This is a genomic window from Chitinophaga sp. 01L420 (assembly GCF_056399985.1).
Genome location: NZ_JBFTSK010000022.1, coordinates 41,099 through 63,182, shown reverse-complemented (window position 1 = coordinate 63,182; position 22,084 = coordinate 41,099). Strand labels below are relative to the sequence as shown.

General features: G+C 45.2%; 17 protein-coding genes. 11 read left to right on the top strand and 6 right to left on the bottom strand.

Annotation, left to right across the window (positions count from 1 at the left end; all coding sequences use genetic code 11):
• Positions 1-87 precede the first annotated feature (87 nt).
• Positions 88-2,904, bottom strand: a complete 2,817-nt coding sequence (gene uvrA / locus AC1DP6_RS20675; RefSeq protein WP_477056512.1) for an excinuclease ABC subunit UvrA — start codon at positions 2,902-2,904, stop codon at positions 88-90.
• 295 nt (positions 2,905-3,199) lie between these two features.
• Here uvrA and AC1DP6_RS20670 point away from each other — a divergent pair, with 295 nt between their 5' ends.
• A complete protein-coding gene (locus tag AC1DP6_RS20670; RefSeq protein ID WP_133807882.1) occupies positions 3,200-3,772 on the top strand; it encodes a sigma-70 family RNA polymerase sigma factor in 573 nt (190 codons plus the stop codon).
• 109 nt (positions 3,773-3,881) lie between these two features.
• Here AC1DP6_RS20670 and AC1DP6_RS20665 read toward each other — a convergent pair whose 3' ends face one another.
• Positions 3,882-5,081: a thiolase family protein gene (locus AC1DP6_RS20665; protein WP_477056511.1), complete on the bottom strand. Its 1,200-nt coding sequence runs from the start codon at positions 5,079-5,081 to the stop codon at positions 3,882-3,884.
• A 209-nt stretch (positions 5,082-5,290) separates the two neighbouring features.
• Here AC1DP6_RS20665 and AC1DP6_RS20660 point away from each other — a divergent pair, with 209 nt between their 5' ends.
• The 5 genes from AC1DP6_RS20660 to AC1DP6_RS20640 all read left to right on the top strand — a co-directional run bounded on the left by AC1DP6_RS20660 (position 5,291) and on the right by AC1DP6_RS20640 (position 11,326).
• Positions 5,291-7,237, top strand: coding sequence for a hypothetical protein (locus AC1DP6_RS20660; RefSeq protein WP_477056510.1), 1,947 nt, complete (start codon positions 5,291-5,293; stop codon positions 7,235-7,237).
• A 151-nt stretch (positions 7,238-7,388) separates the two neighbouring features.
• Entirely contained in the window at positions 7,389-8,432 is a 1,044-nt protein-coding gene (gene rlmN / locus AC1DP6_RS20655; RefSeq protein ID WP_477056509.1) for a dual-specificity RNA methyltransferase RlmN, read from the top strand.
• A 58-nt stretch (positions 8,433-8,490) separates the two neighbouring features.
• Positions 8,491-10,296, top strand: coding sequence for a pseudouridine synthase (locus AC1DP6_RS20650; protein ID WP_477056508.1), 1,806 nt, complete (start codon positions 8,491-8,493; stop codon positions 10,294-10,296).
• A gap of 15 nt (positions 10,297-10,311) precedes the next feature.
• Positions 10,312-11,058 (top strand): RluA family pseudouridine synthase, encoded by a 747-nt coding sequence (locus AC1DP6_RS20645; RefSeq protein WP_477056507.1) that lies wholly within the window; start codon positions 10,312-10,314, stop codon positions 11,056-11,058.
• A complete protein-coding gene (locus AC1DP6_RS20640) occupies positions 11,027-11,326 on the top strand; it encodes a hypothetical protein (RefSeq protein WP_477056532.1) in 300 nt (99 codons plus the stop codon). The genes AC1DP6_RS20645 and AC1DP6_RS20640 overlap by 32 nt, the downstream gene beginning before the upstream one ends.
• Before the next feature lie 355 nt (positions 11,327-11,681).
• Here the strand turns inward: AC1DP6_RS20640 and AC1DP6_RS20635 are convergent, their stop codons facing one another.
• Together AC1DP6_RS20635 and AC1DP6_RS20630 are read right to left on the bottom strand one after the other, a co-directional pair.
• Positions 11,682-12,317, bottom strand: coding sequence for a peroxiredoxin (locus AC1DP6_RS20635; protein WP_441576448.1), 636 nt, complete (start codon positions 12,315-12,317; stop codon positions 11,682-11,684).
• Positions 12,318-12,532: 215 nt separating this feature from the next.
• Positions 12,533-13,153, bottom strand: a complete 621-nt coding sequence (locus AC1DP6_RS20630; protein WP_441576447.1) for a hypothetical protein — start codon at positions 13,151-13,153, stop codon at positions 12,533-12,535.
• A gap of 139 nt (positions 13,154-13,292) precedes the next feature.
• Between AC1DP6_RS20630 and AC1DP6_RS20625 the strand changes: the two genes are divergently transcribed.
• Positions 13,293-14,297 (top strand): helix-turn-helix transcriptional regulator, encoded by a 1,005-nt coding sequence (locus tag AC1DP6_RS20625; RefSeq protein WP_477056506.1) that lies wholly within the window; start codon positions 13,293-13,295, stop codon positions 14,295-14,297.
• A 69-nt stretch (positions 14,298-14,366) separates the two neighbouring features.
• Here AC1DP6_RS20625 and AC1DP6_RS20620 read toward each other — a convergent pair whose 3' ends face one another.
• Positions 14,367-15,083 (bottom strand): hypothetical protein, encoded by a 717-nt coding sequence (locus tag AC1DP6_RS20620; protein ID WP_477056505.1) that lies wholly within the window; start codon positions 15,081-15,083, stop codon positions 14,367-14,369.
• Positions 15,084-15,202: 119 nt separating this feature from the next.
• Between AC1DP6_RS20620 and ade the strand changes: the two genes are divergently transcribed.
• Positions 15,203-16,846: an adenine deaminase gene (gene ade / locus AC1DP6_RS20615; RefSeq protein ID WP_477056504.1), complete on the top strand. Its 1,644-nt coding sequence runs from the start codon at positions 15,203-15,205 to the stop codon at positions 16,844-16,846.
• Between the two features lie 104 nt (positions 16,847-16,950).
• Here the strand turns inward: ade and AC1DP6_RS20610 are convergent, their stop codons facing one another.
• Complete coding sequence (locus AC1DP6_RS20610) at positions 16,951-18,039, bottom strand: anhydro-N-acetylmuramic acid kinase (RefSeq protein ID WP_477056503.1); 1,089 nt, start codon at positions 18,037-18,039, stop codon at positions 16,951-16,953.
• Positions 18,040-18,138: 99 nt separating this feature from the next.
• On the opposite strand from AC1DP6_RS20610, the gene AC1DP6_RS20605 reads away from it, so the two are divergent.
• From AC1DP6_RS20605 to AC1DP6_RS20595, 3 genes are all read left to right on the top strand, one after another.
• Complete coding sequence (locus tag AC1DP6_RS20605; RefSeq protein ID WP_477056502.1) at positions 18,139-20,064, top strand: vWA domain-containing protein; 1,926 nt, start codon at positions 18,139-18,141, stop codon at positions 20,062-20,064.
• Between the two features lie 43 nt (positions 20,065-20,107).
• A complete protein-coding gene (gene upp / locus AC1DP6_RS20600) occupies positions 20,108-20,761 on the top strand; it encodes a uracil phosphoribosyltransferase (RefSeq protein WP_441576441.1) in 654 nt (217 codons plus the stop codon).
• A 171-nt stretch (positions 20,762-20,932) separates the two neighbouring features.
• Positions 20,933-21,946 (top strand): PorP/SprF family type IX secretion system membrane protein, encoded by a 1,014-nt coding sequence (locus tag AC1DP6_RS20595; protein WP_441576440.1) that lies wholly within the window; start codon positions 20,933-20,935, stop codon positions 21,944-21,946.
• Positions 21,947-22,084 lie beyond the last annotated feature (138 nt).

The window sequence follows — 22,084 nt, the reverse complement described above, 5'->3', positions numbered from 1 at the left end:
AATGATCCTATATTGGAAAAGGATATTAAAAAGAACGGCCCGGAGTAATCTCCGGGCCGTTCTTTTTAATATCCTTTTCCAATATACTTACAGGTACTTTCCTGTATAACTATCTTTTACTTTCTTCAACCCATCCGGTACACCAGCGTACAGCAGATTACCACCGCCAACACCACCTTCCGGCCCCAGGTCAATCACCCAATCGGCACTCCTGATTACGTCCAGGTTATGCTCAATCACCAACACTGTATGCCCCTGTTCTATAAGAGYGTTAAAGGAATCCAGTAATTTCTTGATATCATGAAAATGCAGACCGGTAGTAGGTTCATCGAAGATGAACATAATATGTCCCTGCGCTTTTCCTTTACCTAAGAAAGAGGCCAGTTTAACACGCTGCGCTTCTCCACCACTCAGGGTATCGCTGCTTTGTCCGAGTTTTACATAGCCTAATCCCACGCTGCTCAACGGGCGTATTTTATTGCACACATCTTTTTCTTCTTTGAAAAAGTCCAATGCTTCATCCACGCCCATATCCAATACTTCGTAGATATTTTTATTCTTGTAGGTTACTTCCAGCACTTCATCTTTAAACCTTTTGCCACCACAGCTTTCACAGGTAAGATGTACGTCTGCCAGGAACTGCATTTCTACAATTACTTCTCCTTCTCCTTTACATGCGTCACAACGGCCGCCATCTACGTTGAAAGAAAAATGTTTAGGCTGGAAGCCACGCATTTTACTCAGTGGCTGTTTGGAATACAAGTCCCGGATTTCATCGTATGCCTTGATATAAGTAACCGGGTTGGAACGGGATGATTTACCAATAGGATTCTGATCAATCATTTCCACCTGGGTAACATCATCTACTGCACCTTTCAATGCTTTGTGATTACCTACCCTTTCTGCAAATTCACCTTTCAGTTTCATCAGCGCAGGATACAGGATTTGCTTTACCAGCGTGGTTTTACCGGATCCGCTCACACCACTGATCACGGTTAATACCTGTAAAGGAAAATCAACGGTGATATCTTTCAGGTTATGTTGTCTGGCGCCTTCAATGGTGATCGCCTTTTTCCACTTGCGCACTTTCGCAGGGGGATCAATGGTGAACTGACCGCTGAGGTATTTACCCGTCAAACTATTAGCATCTTTTAAAATCTGCGGATAGGTGCCGGCAAAGATCACTTCTCCTCCCAGATGGCTGGCCAGTGGCCCCATATCAATGATATAGTCGGCTTCTTCCATCATCTGCTCATCATGTTCTACCACCACTACCGTGTTGCCCAGGTCACGCAGCTCCTTCAGCACCGCAATCAGGCGATGGGTATCGCGTGCATGCAAACCAATACTTGGTTCATCCAGGATGTACATGGAATTAGTCAGGTTGCTCCCCAGTGTGCGGGTCAGTTGAATACGCTGACTTTCTCCACCACTCAGGGTATTGGCCACCCTGTTTAGGGTAAGGTAGCCCAAACCTACATCCAGTAATGTTTTAAGACGATGATTTATTTCAATGAGAATACGTTTACCTATTTGCTGCTCATATTCATTCAGTTGCAGTGTATCAAACCATTGTTTCAGATCGGACACCGGCAGGTCTACCAGTTCTGCAATATTGCGTTCTCCTACTTTGATGTACAGTGCTTCTTTGCGTAAACGTCCGCCACCACATTCGGGGCAAACAGTACGGCCACGGTAACGCGCCTGCAGTACCCGGTATTGTACCTTGTACAGGTTTTGCTCCACCATTTTAAAGAACTCATTCAGGCCGTAGAAATGTTCATTTCCGGTCCAGAGTAATTTCACCTGTTCATCCGTTAGTTCTGCAATAGGTTTATGCACCGGGAAACCGAACTTACGGGCGGTTTTAATGAGCGCTTCTTTGTATTCGCCCATTTTCTCACCCCGCCAGGGGGCAATAGCGCCTTCAAAAACGCTTAAGCGCTTGTCTGGTATTACCAGGTCGGCATCTATACCCAGTGTTTGTCCGAATCCTTCACAGGTAGGGCATGCACCGTAGGGATTATTGAAGGAGAAGAGGTTAGGCACCGGTTCTTCGAATGCAATGCCATCCAGCTCAAAGCGATTGGCAAAGTGGATGGTTTCCTTTCCATCTACTTCCACATAACAATCGCCTTCACTTTCGTAAAACGCAGTTTGCACACTATCGGCAATCCGATGTTTATCATCTTCCTCAAAATCCTTTACTACCAGGCGATCTATCAGCACCCAGGCATCAGCAGATACTGTTATTTTCTTCTGCTCCAGCAGTTCTTCTATACGTAATAAGCCGGTGCCTTCGCTACCGGGAACGTATAAACGGGAAAAGCCTTTTTGCAGCAGTATATTCAGTTCTTCCTTTACCTCTCTTTTGGCGTGCCGGCGGAAAGGAGCCAACAGCAATACTTTGCTGCCATTTTTCAGCCTGGTGATATAATCTACCACATCGCTTACTTCATGTTTTTTTACCAGATTTCCGGAGATGGGAGAATATGTTTTGCCCACTCTGCCAAACAGTAGCCGGAGATAGTCATAAATTTCCGTCATAGAGCCCACGGTAGACCGGGGAGTACGGGTAATGACTTTTTGCTCAATGGCTATAGCAGGGCAGATGCCTTTGATATAATCTACATCGGGCTTATTCATACGCATCAGGAACTGACGGGCGTAAGAACTTAAGCTTTCAGCATACCTGCGTTGCCCTTCCGCATACAAGGTGTCCATGGTGAGGGAAGACTTCCCTGAACCGGACACACCGGTAACAACTACCAGCTTGCTACGGGGGATAGATACACTTACATTCTTGAGATTATGTACCCTGGCGCCTTTTATGAATATGTGGTCCTGTGGGCTAACTTCCTGAGGATCAATTATACTTGTTTGTTTCTTTACTTTTGTTGCCATGACAGAACAAATTTAAGGGAAAAGATGTTAGTGCAGAAGTTAGGTTTTTATATGCGTCCGTAATACGCTATAAGCTAATAGCGAAAGGCGAAAAGCTATTTTTATTATTTGTTTTATTGAACTATTCTTTTATATTTGCATAGGACCAGATCTATCTCGCTGGATATACCAAAAATTTATCTTTAACTTAAACTGTTCAATATCGCCTAAACTCTACTTAATTAAAACAACCAAACTGGCTGTAATACTGTAATTTATTTACTAACCCGCCTAGTTGTAGAAGTTTATGCAAGTAATGTACAAATTGTGCGATGAGCAGTTGATTACTCTCTTTAAAAAGGGACATTCTTCCGCATTAGAAGAGTTGGTACACCGTCACAAAGACAAGGTGTTCACTTCTATCCTATTACTGGTGAAAGATTCTTTCCTCGCAGAGGATATTTTCCAGGACACCTTCATTAAGATTATTGATACTATCAGAGCTGAACGTTATACGGAGAAAGGGAAGTTTTTACCCTGGGCTATGCGCATTGCACATAATCTGTGTGTAGATCATTTCAGGAAGATCAAGCGTACACCTATGATAAGAACAGGTGATGATAAAGACATCTTTGATGTACTGGGATTCAGTGACAGTTGCGCAGAAGAAAAGATGATTACCCGTCAAAGCCATGACCGCGTTCGCAGAATGCTGGATATGCTGCCGGAAGAGCAACGGGAAGTAATTATTCTCCGCCATTACGCAGAACTAAGTTTTAAAGAAATTGCAGATCTCACGCAAGTGAGTATTAATACAGCATTAGGTCGGATGCGCTACGGTCTGATCAATCTCCGGAAAATGATGACGGAGAAACAAATCTGTCTATGATGAACCCTTTTTTTTGCTTGCCAGCAACGAGCGGCCGGATGTAATGTCCGACCGCTCGGTATTTTAGGGAAACCCTACTGAACTTTTCCTGCTCCTCCTATTCAAAAAACTATACCTTTTCAAATATCATTGCAGCGCCCTGCCCCACCCCCACACACATGGTAGCAAGACCATATTTGGCCCCTGGTCTGCGTTTCATTTCATGTAATAACGTAGTAGTAATACGTACACCGCTACAACCCAACGGATGCCCGATGGCAATCGCTCCTCCATTCACATTTACGATATCAGGATTCAACGCCAGATCACGTATACACGCTATTGATTGCGCAGCGAAAGCTTCATTCAACTCCGCCAGATGCAACTGACCTATAGTGATGCCTGCCCGTTGCAACGCTTTAGTGGAAGCTGGTACCGGACCAATTCCCATGATAGAAGGGTCCACTCCCGCTACCGCCATACTCTTTATTTGMGCCAGTGGTTGCAGGTTAAACTGTTTCAATGCTTTTTCAGACACAATTAATACTGCAGCGGCACCATCATTGATACCGGAAGAATTTCCTGCTGTCACAGAACCATTTTTTGCAAACGCAGGACGCAGTCCGGAAAGCTTTTCCAACGTGGTTTCCCGGGGATGCTCATCTTTTGAAAAGATCACCTGTTCGTCTTTATTAGGTGTAATTTCTACCGGCACAATTTCATCCTGCCATCTACCGGCATCCAATGCCTGTTTGTAAAGGGTTTGGCTGCGCAAAGCAAAAATGTCCTGTTCTTCTCTTCCGATATTCCACTGGTTTGCTACATTTTCTGCTGTTTCTCCCATCGCGTACGGATGATACATGTCTGCCAGCTGCTTATTGGTAAAGCGCCAGCCGATAGTAGTATCATATATCTCCGTTTTGCGGCTGAAAGCTCCATCTGATTTCGGCATTACAAATGGTGCGCGGGTCATACTTTCCACGCCCCCTGCCAGGTACACATCGCCCTCTCCGCACATCACTGCACGGGCAGCATCCATAATGGCCTGCATGCCAGAAGCGCATAAACGATTTACGGTATTACCGGCTACTGTTACTGGTAACCCGGCCAGCAATGCAGCCATACGGGCAACATTCCTGTTATCTTCTCCGGCCTGATTGGCTGCTCCGGCTATCAGATCTTCAATTACAGCGGGATCCAAAGTCGCATTTCTTTTCATTAATGCTTTGATCACATGCGCCAGCAGGTCATCCGGGCGGACAGTGCTTAAAGCGCCACCATAGCGACCTATAGGTGTACGTACTGCATCTACTATGTAAGCAACTTGCATGTAAGTGTTTTGGTTTATATGCAAATAAAACATATCCTGCCAACTCGGCCAATAAAACATCACCCTCATTTATTGCGGCAGAAATACAAAACCCGCCAGATATAACCCTATTCCCGCCTTTCAGTAAATGGTGCTTGATCCATTTCCGCAGTTAGTTAGCTTTACACCCTATCATTTATCATATTTAATAAATATTAACCCCAAAAAGAATGAAACACGTACGTAGCCTCCTGTGGCTCGCAGCCTTGCTGTGCACCATTCCCATGATCACCAAAGCGCAGGTACCACCAGGAGAAAATGATGCAAATCTGTCTGAATTACTGTACAGACCTATTAAGCCTACCGCTAAAATCATGGAAGGTGAAGAACCTTCCCGGCAACAAAAACCGGTAGCTAATCCTGCTTTACGCAGCAATGTTAATGTAAGGGCGCTGAGGGCTGCGCCGAAATGGAATCGTATTACTGACAGCAAAACTGAGCTGATAAGTGTAGACAACCTCCAATTACTTCCCCCTAACAAGGTGACTGTTATGAAGGGAAATATGCCTGCATTCTGCACCACACCTACCGTTACCATTGGATGCTGTGGCTATACCATTAAAGATCAGGCAGCCAATAAAAATCTCTTTTATGCGTCGCCCGCTTCTGTATTTGGCAATGAAGCAGATGCACGGACTTACGCAGAAAGCCTGACGCCTAAAGTGCCTTTCTTCATGCCTTTTACAAATAGTAAAGTGTATCCTGCCGGCGCCTGGATCTATGACAGTGGCAGCGGCCATGGCTCTGTAGATTTTCTTAAAACATCCGATGCCTATGGTCCTGGAATTGACCCCACTTTTGGTGTGTATGCCTCGGCTTCCGGCAAAGTGGTAACCGCCATGTGGGATGCCTTCTTTGGTAATGTGGTGATTATAGAGCATACCGGCTCCGATGGAACGCTTTACCGCACTGGCTATTTTCACCTGCGCGGCGGTTTTGATCATGATGTACAAAACGCGAAAAATACACCTGTAAGCGACCCCTCTAACAAAGATGCACGGGATACCAAGTACAAGAAATTTGCTAATCTTCCTAACCCTTCCAAACTGTTATGGGGTACCAATGAACAGAAGCTGAAGGTAAAAGCCGGAGATCAGGTATATGCAGGCCAGCAGATCGCCTGGTCCGGTAACACCGGTTTTGGTGGCGCAGGATGGGGACTTAACCAGGATGGTACGCCCAGTGATCCTAATACCGCTAATAATCACCTTCACTTTATGCTATGGATTAAAAGCCCTAATCCATCTACAGGTGTAGACTGGATGGAGGTAGATGCCTATGGCGTTTATGCTAAAGCCGATAACAGCAACATTGATTGTTATGACATAGGTGCCAACAGTGCCTTTAACCGCTTCTTTGCACCTTTCTATCCTTCTTTTCACAATGTGCCGGTAGAGCATATCACCCGCTACTGGGGCTATTATACCAGTATGGGCATGGCGCTGCAAACCCTGAGCGTACATAAGTCAGGCAACAAATACCTGGCCTCCGGCTCTTTCCAGTATGGGCTGCCATCACAATGGTATTGCCGTATTAATATGAGCGCCACCCAGTACCAGCAATACTTTGATGAGTATTATGGCAAGGGCTATATTCCCCGTCAGATTTCTGTGACCAACGATAATTCAGGTAATCCACTGTTTACCGTGATCTGGAAGCAACGTGGTGGCGAAAACTTTGCCGCCGTACACAATGTTACCGATGATGCTTACGCCGCCAAATGGAAAACTTACGTAGAGCAGGGAAAAATGCGGGTAACAGAACATGTAGTGTATTATGTGGGAGGCAAACGCTATCATGCCGGTGTTTTTGGTAGCAGCAATCCGGGTGGATTTTATATGTATTATGGCATGAATACCACCGATTTTGCCAAAAAATTCGATGAAATGAATAAGGCGGGTCTGATGACCGTGAATGTGAATGTGGAGGAAAATGGTAACCAGAACAACGTAGGAGGGCTCTGGTGGCCTAAAAGCAAAGCATATTATTCTTACATGAACATGAGTCCGGCTGATTACCAGACTAAATTCAACGACCTCACAGGCCAGGGATTTCAGTTGTATCGTATCCAGGGATACGACAATTCTTCCCGCTTTGCGGCGATATGGATGAAATAAACCGAATACATAACTTACACAGATGCCACAGCTGGAAACGGCTGTGGCATTACTTTTAAGGGCACATTCTGTCAGTACGCCAATATTACGTATCTTTGCCGTTACTTTCCGACTGCCGTAAGGCAGCCATTTGCTCAATTAATGGTCAATAATGAAGTCTGACAATAAAAACATCCGGCATTTAAGTTTACCGGCTTTACAGGAATATTTCGGGTCAATAGGTGAAAAGCCTTTCCGCGCAAAACAGGTGTATGAGTGGCTTTGGCTGCGTCATGCTGATAGTTTTGAAGCTATGACCAATCTCTCCAAAGAACTAAGACAAAAACTAACAGAACATTTTTCATTGCCAGCCGTAAAGGTGGATACTGTACAACAGAGCACTGATGGTACCATTAAGAGTCGTTTCCGCTTGCATGATAACCACCYGGTAGAAGGTGTGCTGATCCCGACAGATAGCAGGCAAACCGCCTGTGTGTCTTCCCAGGTAGGCTGTAGCTTAAGCTGTAAGTTTTGTGCTACGGGCTATATGGATCGTGCACGTAACCTCGACTACGATGAAATTTATGATGAAGTGGCGCTGATAAACCAGCAAGCCCTGAAATCATATGGAAAAAAACTGAGCAATATCGTATTTATGGGCATGGGTGAGCCCCTGCTCAACTATAAGAACGTATTGCATGCCATAGAACGCATTACTTCTCCTGATGGTTTAGGAATGTCGCCCAAACGTATTACCGTTTCAACCGCTGGYGTGGCCAAAATGATCCGGCAGCTGGGTGACGACAAAGTACGTTTTAACCTGGCCATTTCCTTACATGCCGCAAATGATAAAAAGCGCAGTGAAATCATGCCTATCAACGATTCCAACAATTTGAAGGAGTTGATAGCTGCACTGAACTACTTCTACAAGGCTACTGAAAATGAAATTTCCTTCGAATATATTCTCTTCAAAGATTTTAACGACTCAAAAGAAGATGCGGATGAGTTGATTAAAATTTACCGGCAGGTACCTGCCGACCTGGTGAACATTATCGAATACAATCCGATCGATGCGGCCCGTTTTCAAAAGCCGGATTCACAGACCGCAGAAGAGTTCATGGAATATCTTACAAAAAACCGGGTGAATGCAAGGCTGCGCCGCAGTCGTGGTAAAGATATCGATGCTGCATGTGGACAACTGGCCAATAAAGGCTGATCATTACAATAATATTTCTATTGGTCATGTACGCATGATCATCAATCAATAATAATTTATGAAGAAAAAACAACCTGCTAAAAAAGGGTTTGGCCCATCAAGGGATAATAAGTTTGGTAAAAGCGACAAACCAGCAGGCAACCGCAACCGCTCCTCCGCCGATGGCGAAAGGCCAGGAAGGGCATCTGCAAAAGATAACCGCAGTGGAGATGACAGACCATCTTCCCGTAAACCACGCTTTGAAGGCGAGAAATCGGGTGATGAGAAACCTTCTTTCCGCAAACGCACCTTCGACAGTACCGGCAGACCAGCCCGCAAACACGGACCGGCCACCGATAGCTTAGGCAACGATAAGCCGCAGCGTAAACGTACTTTCGGCAGCGATAGTGAAGACAGACCTAAGCGCAGCTTTGGTGATAAAGATGAAAGACCTAAACGCAGTTTCGGTAGCAGCGAAGATAGACCTAAGCGCAGCTTCGGTGATAAAGACGAAAGACCTAAACGCAGTTTCGGTAGCAGCGAAGATAGACCTAAGCGTAGCTTCGGTGATAAAGACGAAAGACCTAAACGCAGTTTCGGTAGCAGCGAAGATAGACCTAAGCGTAGCTTCGGTGATAAAGACGAAAGACCTAAACGCAGTTTCGGTAGCAGCGAAGACAGACCTAAGCGTAGCTTCGGTGATAAAGACGAGAAACGCTCTTTCGGCGGTCACAAACGTGACGACAAACCCGGCTCCCGCAAACGCTTTGACAGCGATGAAAAGCCTGCACATAAACGTGGCGGCTTTGACAGCGACAAAAAAGACAAACCAGACGGTGATCGTGCATTCAGCGCATTCAGAAAAGATGGCGAACGCCCCGAACGTACCCGTAGCTTCGATAAAGAAGACAACAGTGGTGCAAGACCACCACGTAAACGTACCTACGGAGCAGGAGCCAAAAAAGGCGACGATAGCGCTTTCCACTTTCACGGTGAAAATAAAAAAGGTGGAAAATCCGCCGAAAGAGATACTCCGAGCGGATTTAACCGTAAAAAGTTCTTTGATAAAACCAACGAACGTTTCGCGGATAAACAAGATAAAAAAAAAGGCGGAAAAGTAAGAGGCGATCATGATCAGGAGCCTAAGGAAAGCATTTTTGGCCCCGGTGAAATGCCGTTGAACAAATTTGTAGCCCATTGTGGTCTTTGCTCCCGCAGAAAAGCGGTAGACCTGATCAAAGAAGGAAAAGTAACCGTAAATGGTAAGGTAGTAACCGAACCTGCTACCAAAGTTACCAGCAGTGATGTGGTAACAATGCAGGATAAAAAGATTACGCCAACCAAAAACCTGGTATACATTCTTCTCAACAAGCCCAAAGGCTACATCACCACCACTGATGATCCTGAAGGCCGCAAAACCGTAATGGATCTGATCCAGGACGCTGCTGAAAATGAAAGGGTGTATCCTGTGGGCCGTTTGGATCGCAATACTTCCGGGCTGTTGCTGCTCACCAACGATGGTGAACTGGCGCAAACATTGGCACATCCCAAGCACAACATCAAAAAGATTTACCAGGTAGAACTGGATAAGCCGCTGACAAAAGGCGACTTTGAAAAAATCGTTGAAGGTGTGACCCTGGAAGATGGTGTTGCCTTTGTAGATGCACTCGGCTACGTAGATCCTAAAGATAAAAAGCAGGTGGGCATTGAAATTCACAGCGGTAAAAACCGTATTGTGCGTCGTATTTTTGAGCACCTGGAGTATACGGTAGAAAAGCTGGATCGTGTAATGTACGCAGGTCTTACCAAAAAAACATTGAACCGCGGCCAATGGCGCTTCCTCAATGAAAAAGAGGTCATCCTGCTGAAACATTTTAAAAAATAACTGCCGAATAACCTGATGCGATTAGTTGATCATATTATACTCGAAACGCCTGATTTTGTTGTTATAAACAAGCCGTCAGGAATGCTTACCCTGCCTGATCGTCATGATAATGAGTTAGCATCGCTGATTGCTATCATGAAAAAGGCTTATGGTGAAATATTTACGGTGCATAGACTGGACCGTGAAACCAGTGGCATTATCCTGTTTGCACGCAACGAAGCAGCACATAAATACTTCTCTCAGCTTTTTGAAAGCAGGGATGTGAAAAAGTTTTACCTGGGGCTGGTAAGTGGCCAGCCTACGCCTAAGCAAGGCAATGTAAGTGAAGGGATCATGGAACACCCTGTACAAAAAGGTAAAATGGTCACCAACAGAAAAGGCAAACCCTCCTCTACTGATTACGAAGTGCTGGAAGAATTTGGTCTTTATAGCCTGGTAAGAATGCAGATTCACACCGGCCGTACACACCAGATCAGGGTTCACATGAAATTCCTGGGGCATCCAATTGCTGTAGATGAATTTTATGGAAGTGCTGAACCGGTGCTGTTATCCAGTATCAAGAAGAAATTCAAACTGGGCAAGCATACAGAAGAAGAGCGTCCTTTATTGAGCAGACTGGCGTTACATGCGTCAATGCTGATCTTTAAGGATCCAAATGGTAAGGAATATACTATTGAGGCACCTTTGCCGAAAGATATGAGTGCCCTGCTAACGCAGTTGCGTAAGCACCGTGGCAAACAGCCAGTGGGCAGCGAAGAATAATGCGGGTTTTGTCTTTCTTCAGGATGATACTGATGTAGATGATTTTCACGATTTTTTCTTTGTGATACAGATGATTTTAAAAGAAGAGGGAAGATATAAGCGGATAAGTTCGCTGATATCTTCCCTCTTCTTTTTAGCCATAATCCGGAAAATCATCTACATCAGTATCATCCTGTCCCAAGACAAAAATGGTATGTCTCTTTCCATTGCTTCAGCCTGGTACAGAAGCAGTGCTGCTGGCCAGTTCTCATCTTCTGATGCAATTTAATCCTGGTTATATATCCGGAACTCATCCCCGCATCAAGTCCACCTCAAGTCCACCTCTCCTGCAGTGATACTATACCTACTTAGCGGGTGCTAACCATAGCATCGATATGCGTGAAGCAGGCTGTCAGGCAGTTACTAGCCTTAGATCTGTAGCATTCTTTCTTTATAGATTGACTAAACTTTATGCTTGAAATTTACGCTATCCCACTGGTTTTCAACTTGATCCAGTATGATCCTGGACAAAGACGAAAACTTGCGCGCATAAAAAAAACGGGGAGAAATCCCCGTTTCGTAAAAATCAAAAACCAACCATTAAAAAATCTTTATAAGAAGAGCCTTTCGGCTTCTTTGTGGTATTATTTGTTTGGCTGCGGTGTTGTTCTCAGGTAAGGCTTGATAATTTTATGGCCTTTCGGAAAACGTGCAGGAATATCTGCAGTAGGCACTGCTGCCGTAACGATTACATCTTCACCATCTTTCCAATCTGCCGGAGTAGCTACGCTGTATTTAGCGGTCAGTTGCAGAGAATCAAGTACACGCAGTACTTCAACGAAATTTCTGCCGGTAGAGGCCGGATAAGTGATGATGAGTTTTACTTTTTTGTCTGGTCCTATGATAAACAAGGATCTTACTGTAAAAGTTTCAGAGGCATTTGGATGAATCATATCATACAAGTTAGCCACTGTTTTATTCTCATCTGCAATAATAGGAAAAGTTACGTCACACTGTTGTGTTTCGTTAATATCATTTATCCAGCTCAGGTGTTTATCTAATGGATCTACACTGACAGCCAGTACTTTAGTATTGCGTTTTGCGAATTCCTCCGCTAATAAAGCCGTTTTACCTAACTCAGTAGTACATACAGGAGTAAAATCTGCCGGGTGCGAAAACAATATACCCCAACCCTCGCCGAGGAAATCGTAAAAATCTATCTCCCCTAAAGTGGTATTGGCTTTGAAATTAGGAGCAGCATCTCCCAGTCTTAAACTCATAGTTTTACGATTTAATTGACCAAAAATAGCATTTTCCTACAAAATTTATAGACTTTAAGGGATTTTTTTCTCAATTTAACTGATATTTTTTCCAGGGAGAGGGAATTGGGGCTAACAAACAATGTACAACAGGGTTAATTCAAATGGATACGAAGGGGTTAAGATCAACAGACAAAAGGGGTCTTACAATAGATAAAAATATGGATGACAGGGGTTTAAGTATTTGAGGTATGTAGCTGCCAGGCATAATAGGCCATACTGAATTTGTTATCATCCTCCAGTCCGGCTTTTATTCGGGCAGCTTCATCCCCGAGTTCTATCTCAATAAATCCAAGGTATAGGTTATAGGCATCATGGAGCAATTGTATACAGTACTCCATTCTCTCATGAATATCATCCGCATCATAGCGCGCAGCGGGTGGCAGGATGGGCACAACAGGTAGTTGTACTACCCTTTCTATATAATAACACTCTTCATCCGCATATGCCTCCCAGTTATCATCCTGCTGCAGGCAGGGCCTTCTCATATAAAAAATCAGGTTATCAAAAACCACTGTCGTGCCCAGCTCCGCTTCCAGATCAATAATATCCGGAACACGACACATGTCTTCCAGCTTTTTCACAATCGTCATCTGCACGGCGTCATGCTTATCCTGGCTGAAACGCAGCATGGTATTCATTACTTCATAAGTCGTTACAAAATCACAGGGGTACCACACATTATCCTGTAGCACCTGGCCCCAGAGCGTCAGGTAATTGGAATCATCCATAATGATCTGTCCAATTGAAATAGCCTGCATCTGCGTAATAGCTGTCGTTGTATTTACCTTATTCATAACCATCAGGTTTTAATAACAATACAAATCTAACCGCGCTGCACGCAAAGAATTTGCGTAGTGATCTTTTCGCTATAATTTTTTTAATCCTGTTTGCAAAAGCTGGAATTGCGTATTTTTATTATCTAAATTTTATCTTTTGCCAAAGAACAAAGACGCGGTGTCGCGCTACCGTTGGATTGACGAGCGCCTGCGCAATAAGCAGAAGCCCAAACCTACCCTGGAAGACCTGATAGAATATGTATCTGATAAAATGGGAACAGGAATATCTGTCCGTACCATCCAGAAAGACATCCAGGACATGCGCCAGGACCCGGAACTGAATTATATGGCGCCTATTGTGTACGACCGCAGTAGTGGCACCTACCGCTATTCGGAAGAAGGTTTTTCCATTGGTAACTCTCCTATTGAAGAAGCAGATCTGCAGGGACTGGAAATAGCGATCGGCATACTGGAACAATTCCGCAGTTTACCAGTGGTACAACAGTTTGAAGATGCTATTCTGAAAATAGCCGCCAGCCTCAAAATGAACAGGGAAGCCCTGCAACATAAAGGCCTGATCAAATTTACCCGCACGTCTCAATACAAAGGAGCAGAACATATTCCGGAAATAGTAGACGCCATCAAAAACCTGGAAGTTATACGTATTGCCTACCAGAGCTTTGACCGCGATGAGCCCAAGGAACACTGGGTTGAACCTTATCACCTGCGCGAATATCAGCACCGCTTTTACCTCATCGGAAAAAGCCAGCAAACCCGCGGAGGCGCTGTGGTTACATTTGCACTGGACAGGGTCGTGAAACTCTGGCCTACCAATAAACATTTTGATGAAAAGAATTTTGATGACGCCAGCTATTTTCAACACGCTATCGGCATCACGGTACATGACGGAGAACCCGAAAATGTACTGCTGAGTTTTGTGCCCCGGCAAGGGAAATATGTGAAATCACAGCCTATTCACGCTTCTCAGAAAGTAGTAGAAGATAACAGCAAAGAATGCCGTATATCCCTGAACGTTGTTATCAATCCTGAACTCACCATGACCCTCCTCAGCTATGGCGCCCAGGTAAAAGTGCTGCAGCCGGCACACCTGGCAAAGAAAATGGCAGAAGAAGCCAAAGCAATGACCGCACTATATAAATAATGGACAATTCAGATCAGCAGGTGATAAAGAAACATTTCCGGTAACACCAGCTGATCTGAATGAAAAATATTACTGTGGCTTTGAAAACAAAGTATCCGCCACCGGCTGATTGGTTTCTATCTTCACAATGTTGATTTTCACGCCACCCGGACTTTGTTCGGTAGTACCCGGATACGCAAGCCCGTCCGGCGTTTTCTTATAATCAGACATCAGCGTTACTACCTCCACATCCTGCCCCTGGAGATTCACATTATTAGTAGCTTTCACTAACAAATAAGTTTTGGCATCCAGGAAAGCGGTACCCACTAAACCATCTGCTGATGTGATTTTCAGCTTATAGGCAGGAGCTCCGTTTACAGAATCCGTTCCCAACAATTCTACCTTTTTGCCTTTGTTTTTATAATCATACAACTCTCCTCTTACATCCAGCTGGCTCTGCATCAGCTTCTGCATCTGAGGATCCATATCCTGTGCCTGCGTTTGCATCATCACCGGCATCAGGCTCCATCCATTGGTCCGCGTTACTACCTGAATGTTATCAGATCCCTGTACTGTAAACACTAAACGCATGGCTTCATCCTGTTTCACCCATCTTTTGATAGGCACCGTCATACCTTGCACTTCCATGTTGCCCTCTATATACTGCGATTTAATATCTTTCAGCTTCGATTGTCCGCCCATGGCGACAATATTCTTTGCGATGATTTCATCTACAGATTGAGCATAAGTGGCTGCACCTGCTATCAATAGCGCCGCTAACAGCGTAAAAAATTTAATCCTTGTCATAAAAGAATTTTTGATGCCCGTTTTTTAGGCAAATAAAGATAACCAAAAAACATCTCCTGCGCATCTTTCCAAAAAATAAGCCAGGCTTGAAAATGCGACCTATTCCTTAGATTTACAACATGAATACATTCCAGATTTCAGGCAACCTGGTTGATATACTACAACAGGAAATATATCCGGCCACACTGCATATCGAAGAAGGCTATATCCGCAGGATTGAACGCAACAACAACAAATATCCGAACTACCTGCTCCCAGGCTTTACAGATGCCCATGTACACATAGAAAGCTCCATGCTCATTCCTTCGGAATTTGCACGGCTGGCGGTTGTTCACGGCACCATTGCTACTGTCAGCGATCCTCATGAAATCGCCAATGTAATGGGTATAAAAGGGGTGGAATACATGCTGGAGAATGGGAAAAAAGTGCCTTTCCGGTTTAACTTCGGTGCGCCCTCCTGTGTACCGGCTACGGTTTTTGAAACAGCCGGCGCTACTGTCAGCGTGGCCGACGTAGAAACACTACTGCAACGTGATGATATCAAATACCTTACTGAAATGATGAATTTCCCGGGCGTACTGCACAAAGACCCGGAAGTACTGGCCAAAATAGCCGCCGCCAAAAAAGTGAATAAGCCCGTAGATGGCCATGCTCCTGGCCTTCGCGGCGAAGCTGCCCGCGAATATATCGCAGCCGGCATCAGCACCGATCATGAATGTTTTACGATAGAAGAAGCACTGGATAAACTGCAACATGGTATGCACATTCTCATCCGGGAAGGAAGCGCCGCCAAAAACTTTGAAGCACTGTATCCACTCTTGCACGACCATGCCTCCAGGATCATGTTCTGCAGTGATGATAAGCATCCTGACAACCTCGAAGAAGGACATATTAACCTGCTGGTAAAACGCTCGCTGGCATATGGTATTGATCTCTTTAAAATATTACTGGCCGCCTGTATCAACCCGGTACTGCATTACAAGCTGGATAACGGGTTACTGAAGGAGAATGATCCGGCAGATTTTATTATAGTAGATGATCTTCAAAACTTTAACATTCTCGCAACATATATCCGCGGTATAAAAGTCGCGGAAAACGGCCATACACTGATCGATTCTATTCCTTCTACGCCAGTTAACAATTTTGTATGCGCCCCGGTAAAGGCAGATGATTTTCGTATACCCGTTAGTGATAGCAGCACTACCACCTTGCAGGCAAAAGTAATAGAAGCCCTGGACGGACAACTGATTACCAATGCCATCACTGCGGCATTACCTGTCAGCAATGGTGTATTACAAGGCAGCACCGAAAAAGATATTTTAAAACTGACAGTGGTAAACCGATACCGGGCAGCTCCACCTGCAGTAGCATTTATCAGGGGATTTGGCCTACAACATGGCGCCATTGCATCTTCTGTTGCACACGATAGCCATAACATTATTGCGGTAGGCACTGACGATGAAAGTCTTGCTGCCGCCATCAATGCCGTGATAGCCGAACAAGGGGGCATCAGTGTGGTAACCAACAACACAACGCAGGTATTGCCATTACCCGTAGCCGGATTAATGAGTAACCTCGACGGATATACGGTGGCCGCACAATACAGCGCACTCGACAAAGCAGCCAAGGCACTGGGTTCTACGCTGGCATCTCCTTTTATGACCCTGTCGTTTATGGCCCTGCTGGTCATCCCCCATTTAAAGCTGAGCGACCTCGGACTATTTGATGGAGATAAATTTCAACTTATAGCTCCTAGCCATTAGCTTTTAGCAAAAATGCAGCGAAGACATCAGCAAAAGTTAAACAATAACTACGCTCATATCTTCGCTGCATTTTTGCTAAAAGCTAATAGCTAACGGCTAAAAGCTCAACAGGTCCAGAGCGCTCCGTTAATCGAATCTCTCGAAGCGCCTGTTACCCCGCTCAATATATTATCTTCCTGTCTCCAGCGCAAAGTTCCAATCAGGGCCATTATCAGCGCTTCTTTAAAACTCACAGCCTGTTCATCAGGTATTTCTATCGTAATGTCCAGTGGTGCCAGCTGTTGCTGAATAGTATTAACGAGAAAGGTATTAAAAGCTCCTCCACCGGTGATCAGCATTTTTCCCGGTCCTTCCGGCATTTGTGTTTTCAATGCTTTTACGGCATTTGTTACCTGCGTAGCAATATGCTCCACATAGGTGCGTAGCTTACCCTGCACAGATATACGCATAGGCGCTATCATCGGCAGTACGGTATTTATACCAAAGTCGTTGGCCAGCGATTTGGGCCAGGGGGCAGTATAATAAGAGAGTTGATTCAGTTGCTCCAGTAAGCCATTATCTGCTACACCACCTGCTGCCAGGGCGCCACCGTCATCATATGGCTTGTTCAGTGCTGCCGCCAGGGCATTCAGCACCCTGTTGGCCGGGCAAATATCGAAGGCTACAAATTGCTCCGGCAACTGTGCAGAAATATTGGCAATGCCACCCAGGTTCAGCCAGTACTGGTATCCCGGGAACAGGTATTTTTCACCAATAGGAACAATAGGTGCTCCTTGTCCACCCAGCGCCACATCTACAGCACGCAGGTCCGAGATGACGGGTAAACTGGTCACCGCCGTGATAGCAGCGCCATCTCCCAGTTGTGCCGTCATTTTATCTGCCGGCATATGAAAGGTGGTATGGCCATGGGAGGCAATGAAATGTATTTTATGATCCAGTTGATTCTTTTCTATAAAGGAGAGGATACGTTGCCCGGTATAATGTCCGTAAGCGGTGTGCAACAACAGGTAATCCCTGGCTGACAGCGCAGTGGCCTGGGACAGTTTCTCCACCCATTCCGGCTCATAAGGCAGGCTCTCCGAGGCTTTGATCGCATAGGTCCACTGTCCGCGTATCTCCGTCAGTTCTGCAAAAACTATATCCAGTCCGTCTAATGAGCTACCAGACATGGTGCCAATCACGTTATATACCATCGACAAAAATTTAAGCAAAGGTAGTTTTAAAATATTTTTTTTACGATTTATGGAAACAGGGGACTCCGGACCATCCTATTGGCAGAAAATAATATCGCCATGAAAAAATATCTTGCTTTACTATTGCTCAGTTGCCTGGTGGCATTTACTGCGGCTGCCCGGCAACAGCGAACCATCACCGGTACAGTAACCGACAATGTTGCCTCCTCCCCCATCGCCAATGCAGTGGTACGTGTAAAAGGCACAGATTTTTTAACGGCTACAGACGCCAAAGGAGCCTTCAGCCTGAAAGTGCCGGCAGGGGCGTTGACCATTGAAGTAACCGCCACCAATTATAAACAGGTGGAGATGAAGATCAATGCTACACAAACAGTCTTGAAAGTGAAGCTAACCAAGCTGCAGCAGGTGATAAAAGCCGGTGAGAAGAACCGGTATGTTATGAAGGAAACACAGGCCTTATATGGTTCCAGAGCGCCTTCAGCAATTGTTGAATATGCAGCTCCCGTTATGCCGGGAAAGAACACACAAAGCGCATTGGCTGGCCGTGTTGCCGGTGTAACCGCCGATGCGACTCCTCCCAGTTATTATTACAGCCCGACTCCTAATACAGAAGATTACAGCACCATCAACGAAAACACCTTCCACACCGCTGCTGATCAACCTTTAAGCACTTTCAGTATTGATGTGGACAGGGCCTCCTACAGCAATATGCGCCGATTCCTGAATAATGGCGAGCTCCCACCACCGGATGCGGTAAGAGTAGAAGAAATGATCAATTACTTTGATTATCGCTACAAAGCGCCTACTGGTAAAGATCCGGTGGCCATTTATGCCGACATGGCCATCTGCCCCTGGAACACCGGCCACCAGCTGGTTCGCATTGCTTTAAAAAGCAAACAGGTAGATACCAAAGATCTTCCTGCCACCAACCTGGTATTCCTGCTGGATGTTTCCGGCTCTATGGATGAGGAGAATAAATTACCCCTGGTAAAACGGGCATTTAAAGTCCTGGCGGAACAACTCCGGCCTCAGGATAAAGTAGCGATTGTGGTATATGCTGGTGCAGCGGGTGTAGTATTACCTGCTACCAGCGGTAACGATAAGAAAAAGATATTGACTGCATTAGAACAGTTACAGGCTGGTGGCTCTACCGCAGGTGGAGAAGGAATAAAACTGGCTTATAACATCGCAGACGAACTACATTCCAAAAACAGTAACACCCGGGTTATACTGGCCACAGACGGCGATTTTAACGTAGGCATTTCCAGTGAAGGAGACCTCACCCGGCTGATAGAAAGCGAAAGGCAAAAAGGCGTTTCCCTTTCTGTGCTGGGCTTTGGTATGGGTAACTTAAAAGATAATACACTGGAATTACTGGCCGACAAAGGCAATGGTAACTACGCTTACATTGATAATTTTGAAGAAGCCCGCAGAACATTTGTGACTGAATTTGGCGGTACCCTCTTTACCGTGGCTAAAGATGTGAAACTACAGGTAGAATTCAATCCGCAGTTCGTGCAGGCATACCGGTTAGTGGGTTATGAGAACAGGATATTGCAGAATGAAGATTTCAACAATGATAAAAAAGATGCCGGTGATATGGGCGTAGGCCATACGGTGACAGCACTTTATGAGATCATTCCTTCCGGCAAAAAAGGAGAAACCGTCAATTGGGTGGATCCACTGAAATACCAACAGGGCAAAATACTGGGCAACCAGAGCGAGGTATTGACGGTGAAGCTGCGCTACAAGCAACCTTCCGCTGACGAGAGTCAATTGATGGAAAAGGTGTTGCCTTATAATAACCAGGCCATCACCGCTGCACCGGAAGATTTCCGCATGGCCACGGCAGTAGCCGCTTTTGGTCAATTGTTGCGCCACTCCGCATTCAAAGGCACTGCTACCTACGAACAGGTACTGGCCTGGGCAGGAAATGCACGTGGTGAAGATGCCGAAGGCTACCGGGCAGAATTTATACAACTGGTGAAAAAAGCCAGGCTGCTGGACAAAGAGGACAAAGAGTAGTTACACTATTTTTTGGTAATTTGCGGCCTCAAAGGGATAGCTCATGATTATCAATTTAAGTGAAACCAATTCATTGGTTGGAGAATGGTTAAGCGAGATCAGAAATGTGGAGGTTCAGCAGGACCGTATGCGCTTCCGGCGTAATATGGAACGACTGGGGGAAGTAGCAGCATATGAGATCAGTAAAACGCTGGACTACGAAGACAAAGAAGTGACTACCCCTATGGGTATTGCTACTTGCCGGGTATTGAAAGCACAACCAGTATTGGCCACTATTTTACGGGCCGGACTGGCACTGCACCAGGGTTTGCTGCATTACTTTGATAAAGCAGATCATGCCTTTGTTTCTGCCTATCGCAAACATAATCACGATGGTTCTTTTGATATCAGCCTGGAATATGTCAGCACCCCTTCCATAGATGGACAGGTACTGATCCTTTCCGATCCAATGCTGGCTACCGGCGCCTCCCTGGTGAAAACAATCGAACACCTGGAAGAAATTGGCAAACCCAGTCATATTCACCTGGTAGTAGCTATTGCCTGCACCGTTGGAATTGAATATGTACTGCGTAATACGAAAGCTGATCTGACCATCTGGGCCGGAGATATTGATGATGAGTTGACTGCCAAGGGCTATATAGTACCGGGATTAGGTGATGCAGGAGATCTGGCTTTTGGAAATAAATTACAACAATAACACTGAATATATCGTTTTACGAATAGCAGTTTTGTATCTTTAAACGAGCATAGCTGCTATTCGTATTTTATTTCATCAACTTTTTTATACATGGATTTAATTTGAGATATGATTTAATTGACGTACCTTCACCCGTATTGCATAATACCCTATGCTTTAAGCTTTACTAATATGAAAAGAGCTTTACTATTCCTGGCCATATTGCTTTATGTGAATCCTTTGCGGGCGCAAGACCCGCACTTTTCGCAGTTTTTTGCCTCCCCGCTTACACTTAATCCAGCTTATACAGGTTTGTTTTCAGGAGATTATCGCTTATCAGGTAACTACCGTTCACAATGGCGCAGTATTGCCACGCCGTTTGTAACAGGTACTGCTGCGATAGACTTCGGCATCCTGAAAAATGTCATTTCTTATACCGATATCTGGGGAGTGGGCTTTATGGCGATGTATGACAGAAGTGGCGGTGGTGCACTTACTTCCAGTTACCTTTCTTTCAGCACAGCCTACCACAAAGGACTTGATCCGGAAGGAAATCATACGCTGGCGATCGGTTTGCAAGGTACACTGGTGCAAAAAAGATTGGATAACAGCAAACTGCAGTTCGAAAATCAGATAGACAATAACGGATATAATCCTATGATTCCCAGTAATGAAACGCTGGTGAATCCTAAAATATCTTATTTCGATCCTAACGTTGGTATTTTGTATAACGGCCTGATCGGGGAATCTTCCAATATTTACCTGGGAGCCTCCTATTACCATATTACGCAGCCTACAGAGTCTTTTATGAACCTCACCCAGAACCGGCTCAGCTACCGCTGGACGGTACACGGCGGAGGATCTGTCCCTGTTAATGGGAAAGACCGCTTTCACGGAAGTATTCTGTATATGAAGCAAAGTACCGCATCAGAACTCACTTTCGGCGGTGCATACGGCTTCTCTCTCAGCGATATGGACGACAACCCTACCACTTTTTATGTGGGTAGCTGGTACCGCCTGAAAGATGCGATCATCCCCTACATTGGTATGGAAATCAAAGGTTTCCAGGTTGGTCTCACCTACGATACCAACGTATCCACCCTCAACCCTGCCTCCCATTACCGCGGTGGTATGGAAATCTCACTGATCTATATTCATACCCGGAACGAAAATAATAAGTACAAGACGCTCTGTCCACGATTCTAGTGGAGCAGAAAGCAAAAGGCAGAAAGCAAAAAGCGATCGCTTTTTGCTTTCTGCCTTTTGCTTTCTGCTCAGTTAAGCGGGATATTCATTAAAACTATAGTAATCATAGTTATTTTTGCCTTAGTTTCGTTGCTCTTT

Coding starts and splice junctions, on each gene's coding strand:
- AC1DP6_RS20620 (WP_477056505.1), bottom strand. CDS start 15,083: ATGACAAGGATTAAATTTTTTACGCTGTTAGCGGCGCTATTGATAGCA.
- AC1DP6_RS20660 (WP_477056510.1), top strand. CDS start 5,291: ATGAAACACGTACGTAGCCTCCTGTGGCTCGCAGCCTTGCTGTGCACC.
- AC1DP6_RS20605 (WP_477056502.1), top strand. CDS start 18,139: ATGAAAAAATATCTTGCTTTACTATTGCTCAGTTGCCTGGTGGCATTT.
- AC1DP6_RS20670 (WP_133807882.1), top strand. CDS start 3,200: ATGTACAAATTGTGCGATGAGCAGTTGATTACTCTCTTTAAAAAGGGA.
- AC1DP6_RS20595 (WP_441576440.1), top strand. CDS start 20,933: ATGAAAAGAGCTTTACTATTCCTGGCCATATTGCTTTATGTGAATCCT.
- AC1DP6_RS20635 (WP_441576448.1), bottom strand. CDS start 12,317: ATGAGTTTAAGACTGGGAGATGCTGCTCCTAATTTCAAAGCCAATACC.
- AC1DP6_RS20645 (WP_477056507.1), top strand. CDS start 10,312: ATGCGATTAGTTGATCATATTATACTCGAAACGCCTGATTTTGTTGTT.
- AC1DP6_RS20650 (WP_477056508.1), top strand. CDS start 8,491: ATGAAGAAAAAACAACCTGCTAAAAAAGGGTTTGGCCCATCAAGGGAT.
- upp (WP_441576441.1), top strand. CDS start 20,108: ATGATTATCAATTTAAGTGAAACCAATTCATTGGTTGGAGAATGGTTA.
- AC1DP6_RS20630 (WP_441576447.1), bottom strand. CDS start 13,153: ATGAATAAGGTAAATACAACGACAGCTATTACGCAGATGCAGGCTATT.
- AC1DP6_RS20610 (WP_477056503.1), bottom strand. CDS start 18,039: ATGGTATATAACGTGATTGGCACCATGTCTGGTAGCTCATTAGACGGA.
- ade (WP_477056504.1), top strand. CDS start 15,203: ATGAATACATTCCAGATTTCAGGCAACCTGGTTGATATACTACAACAG.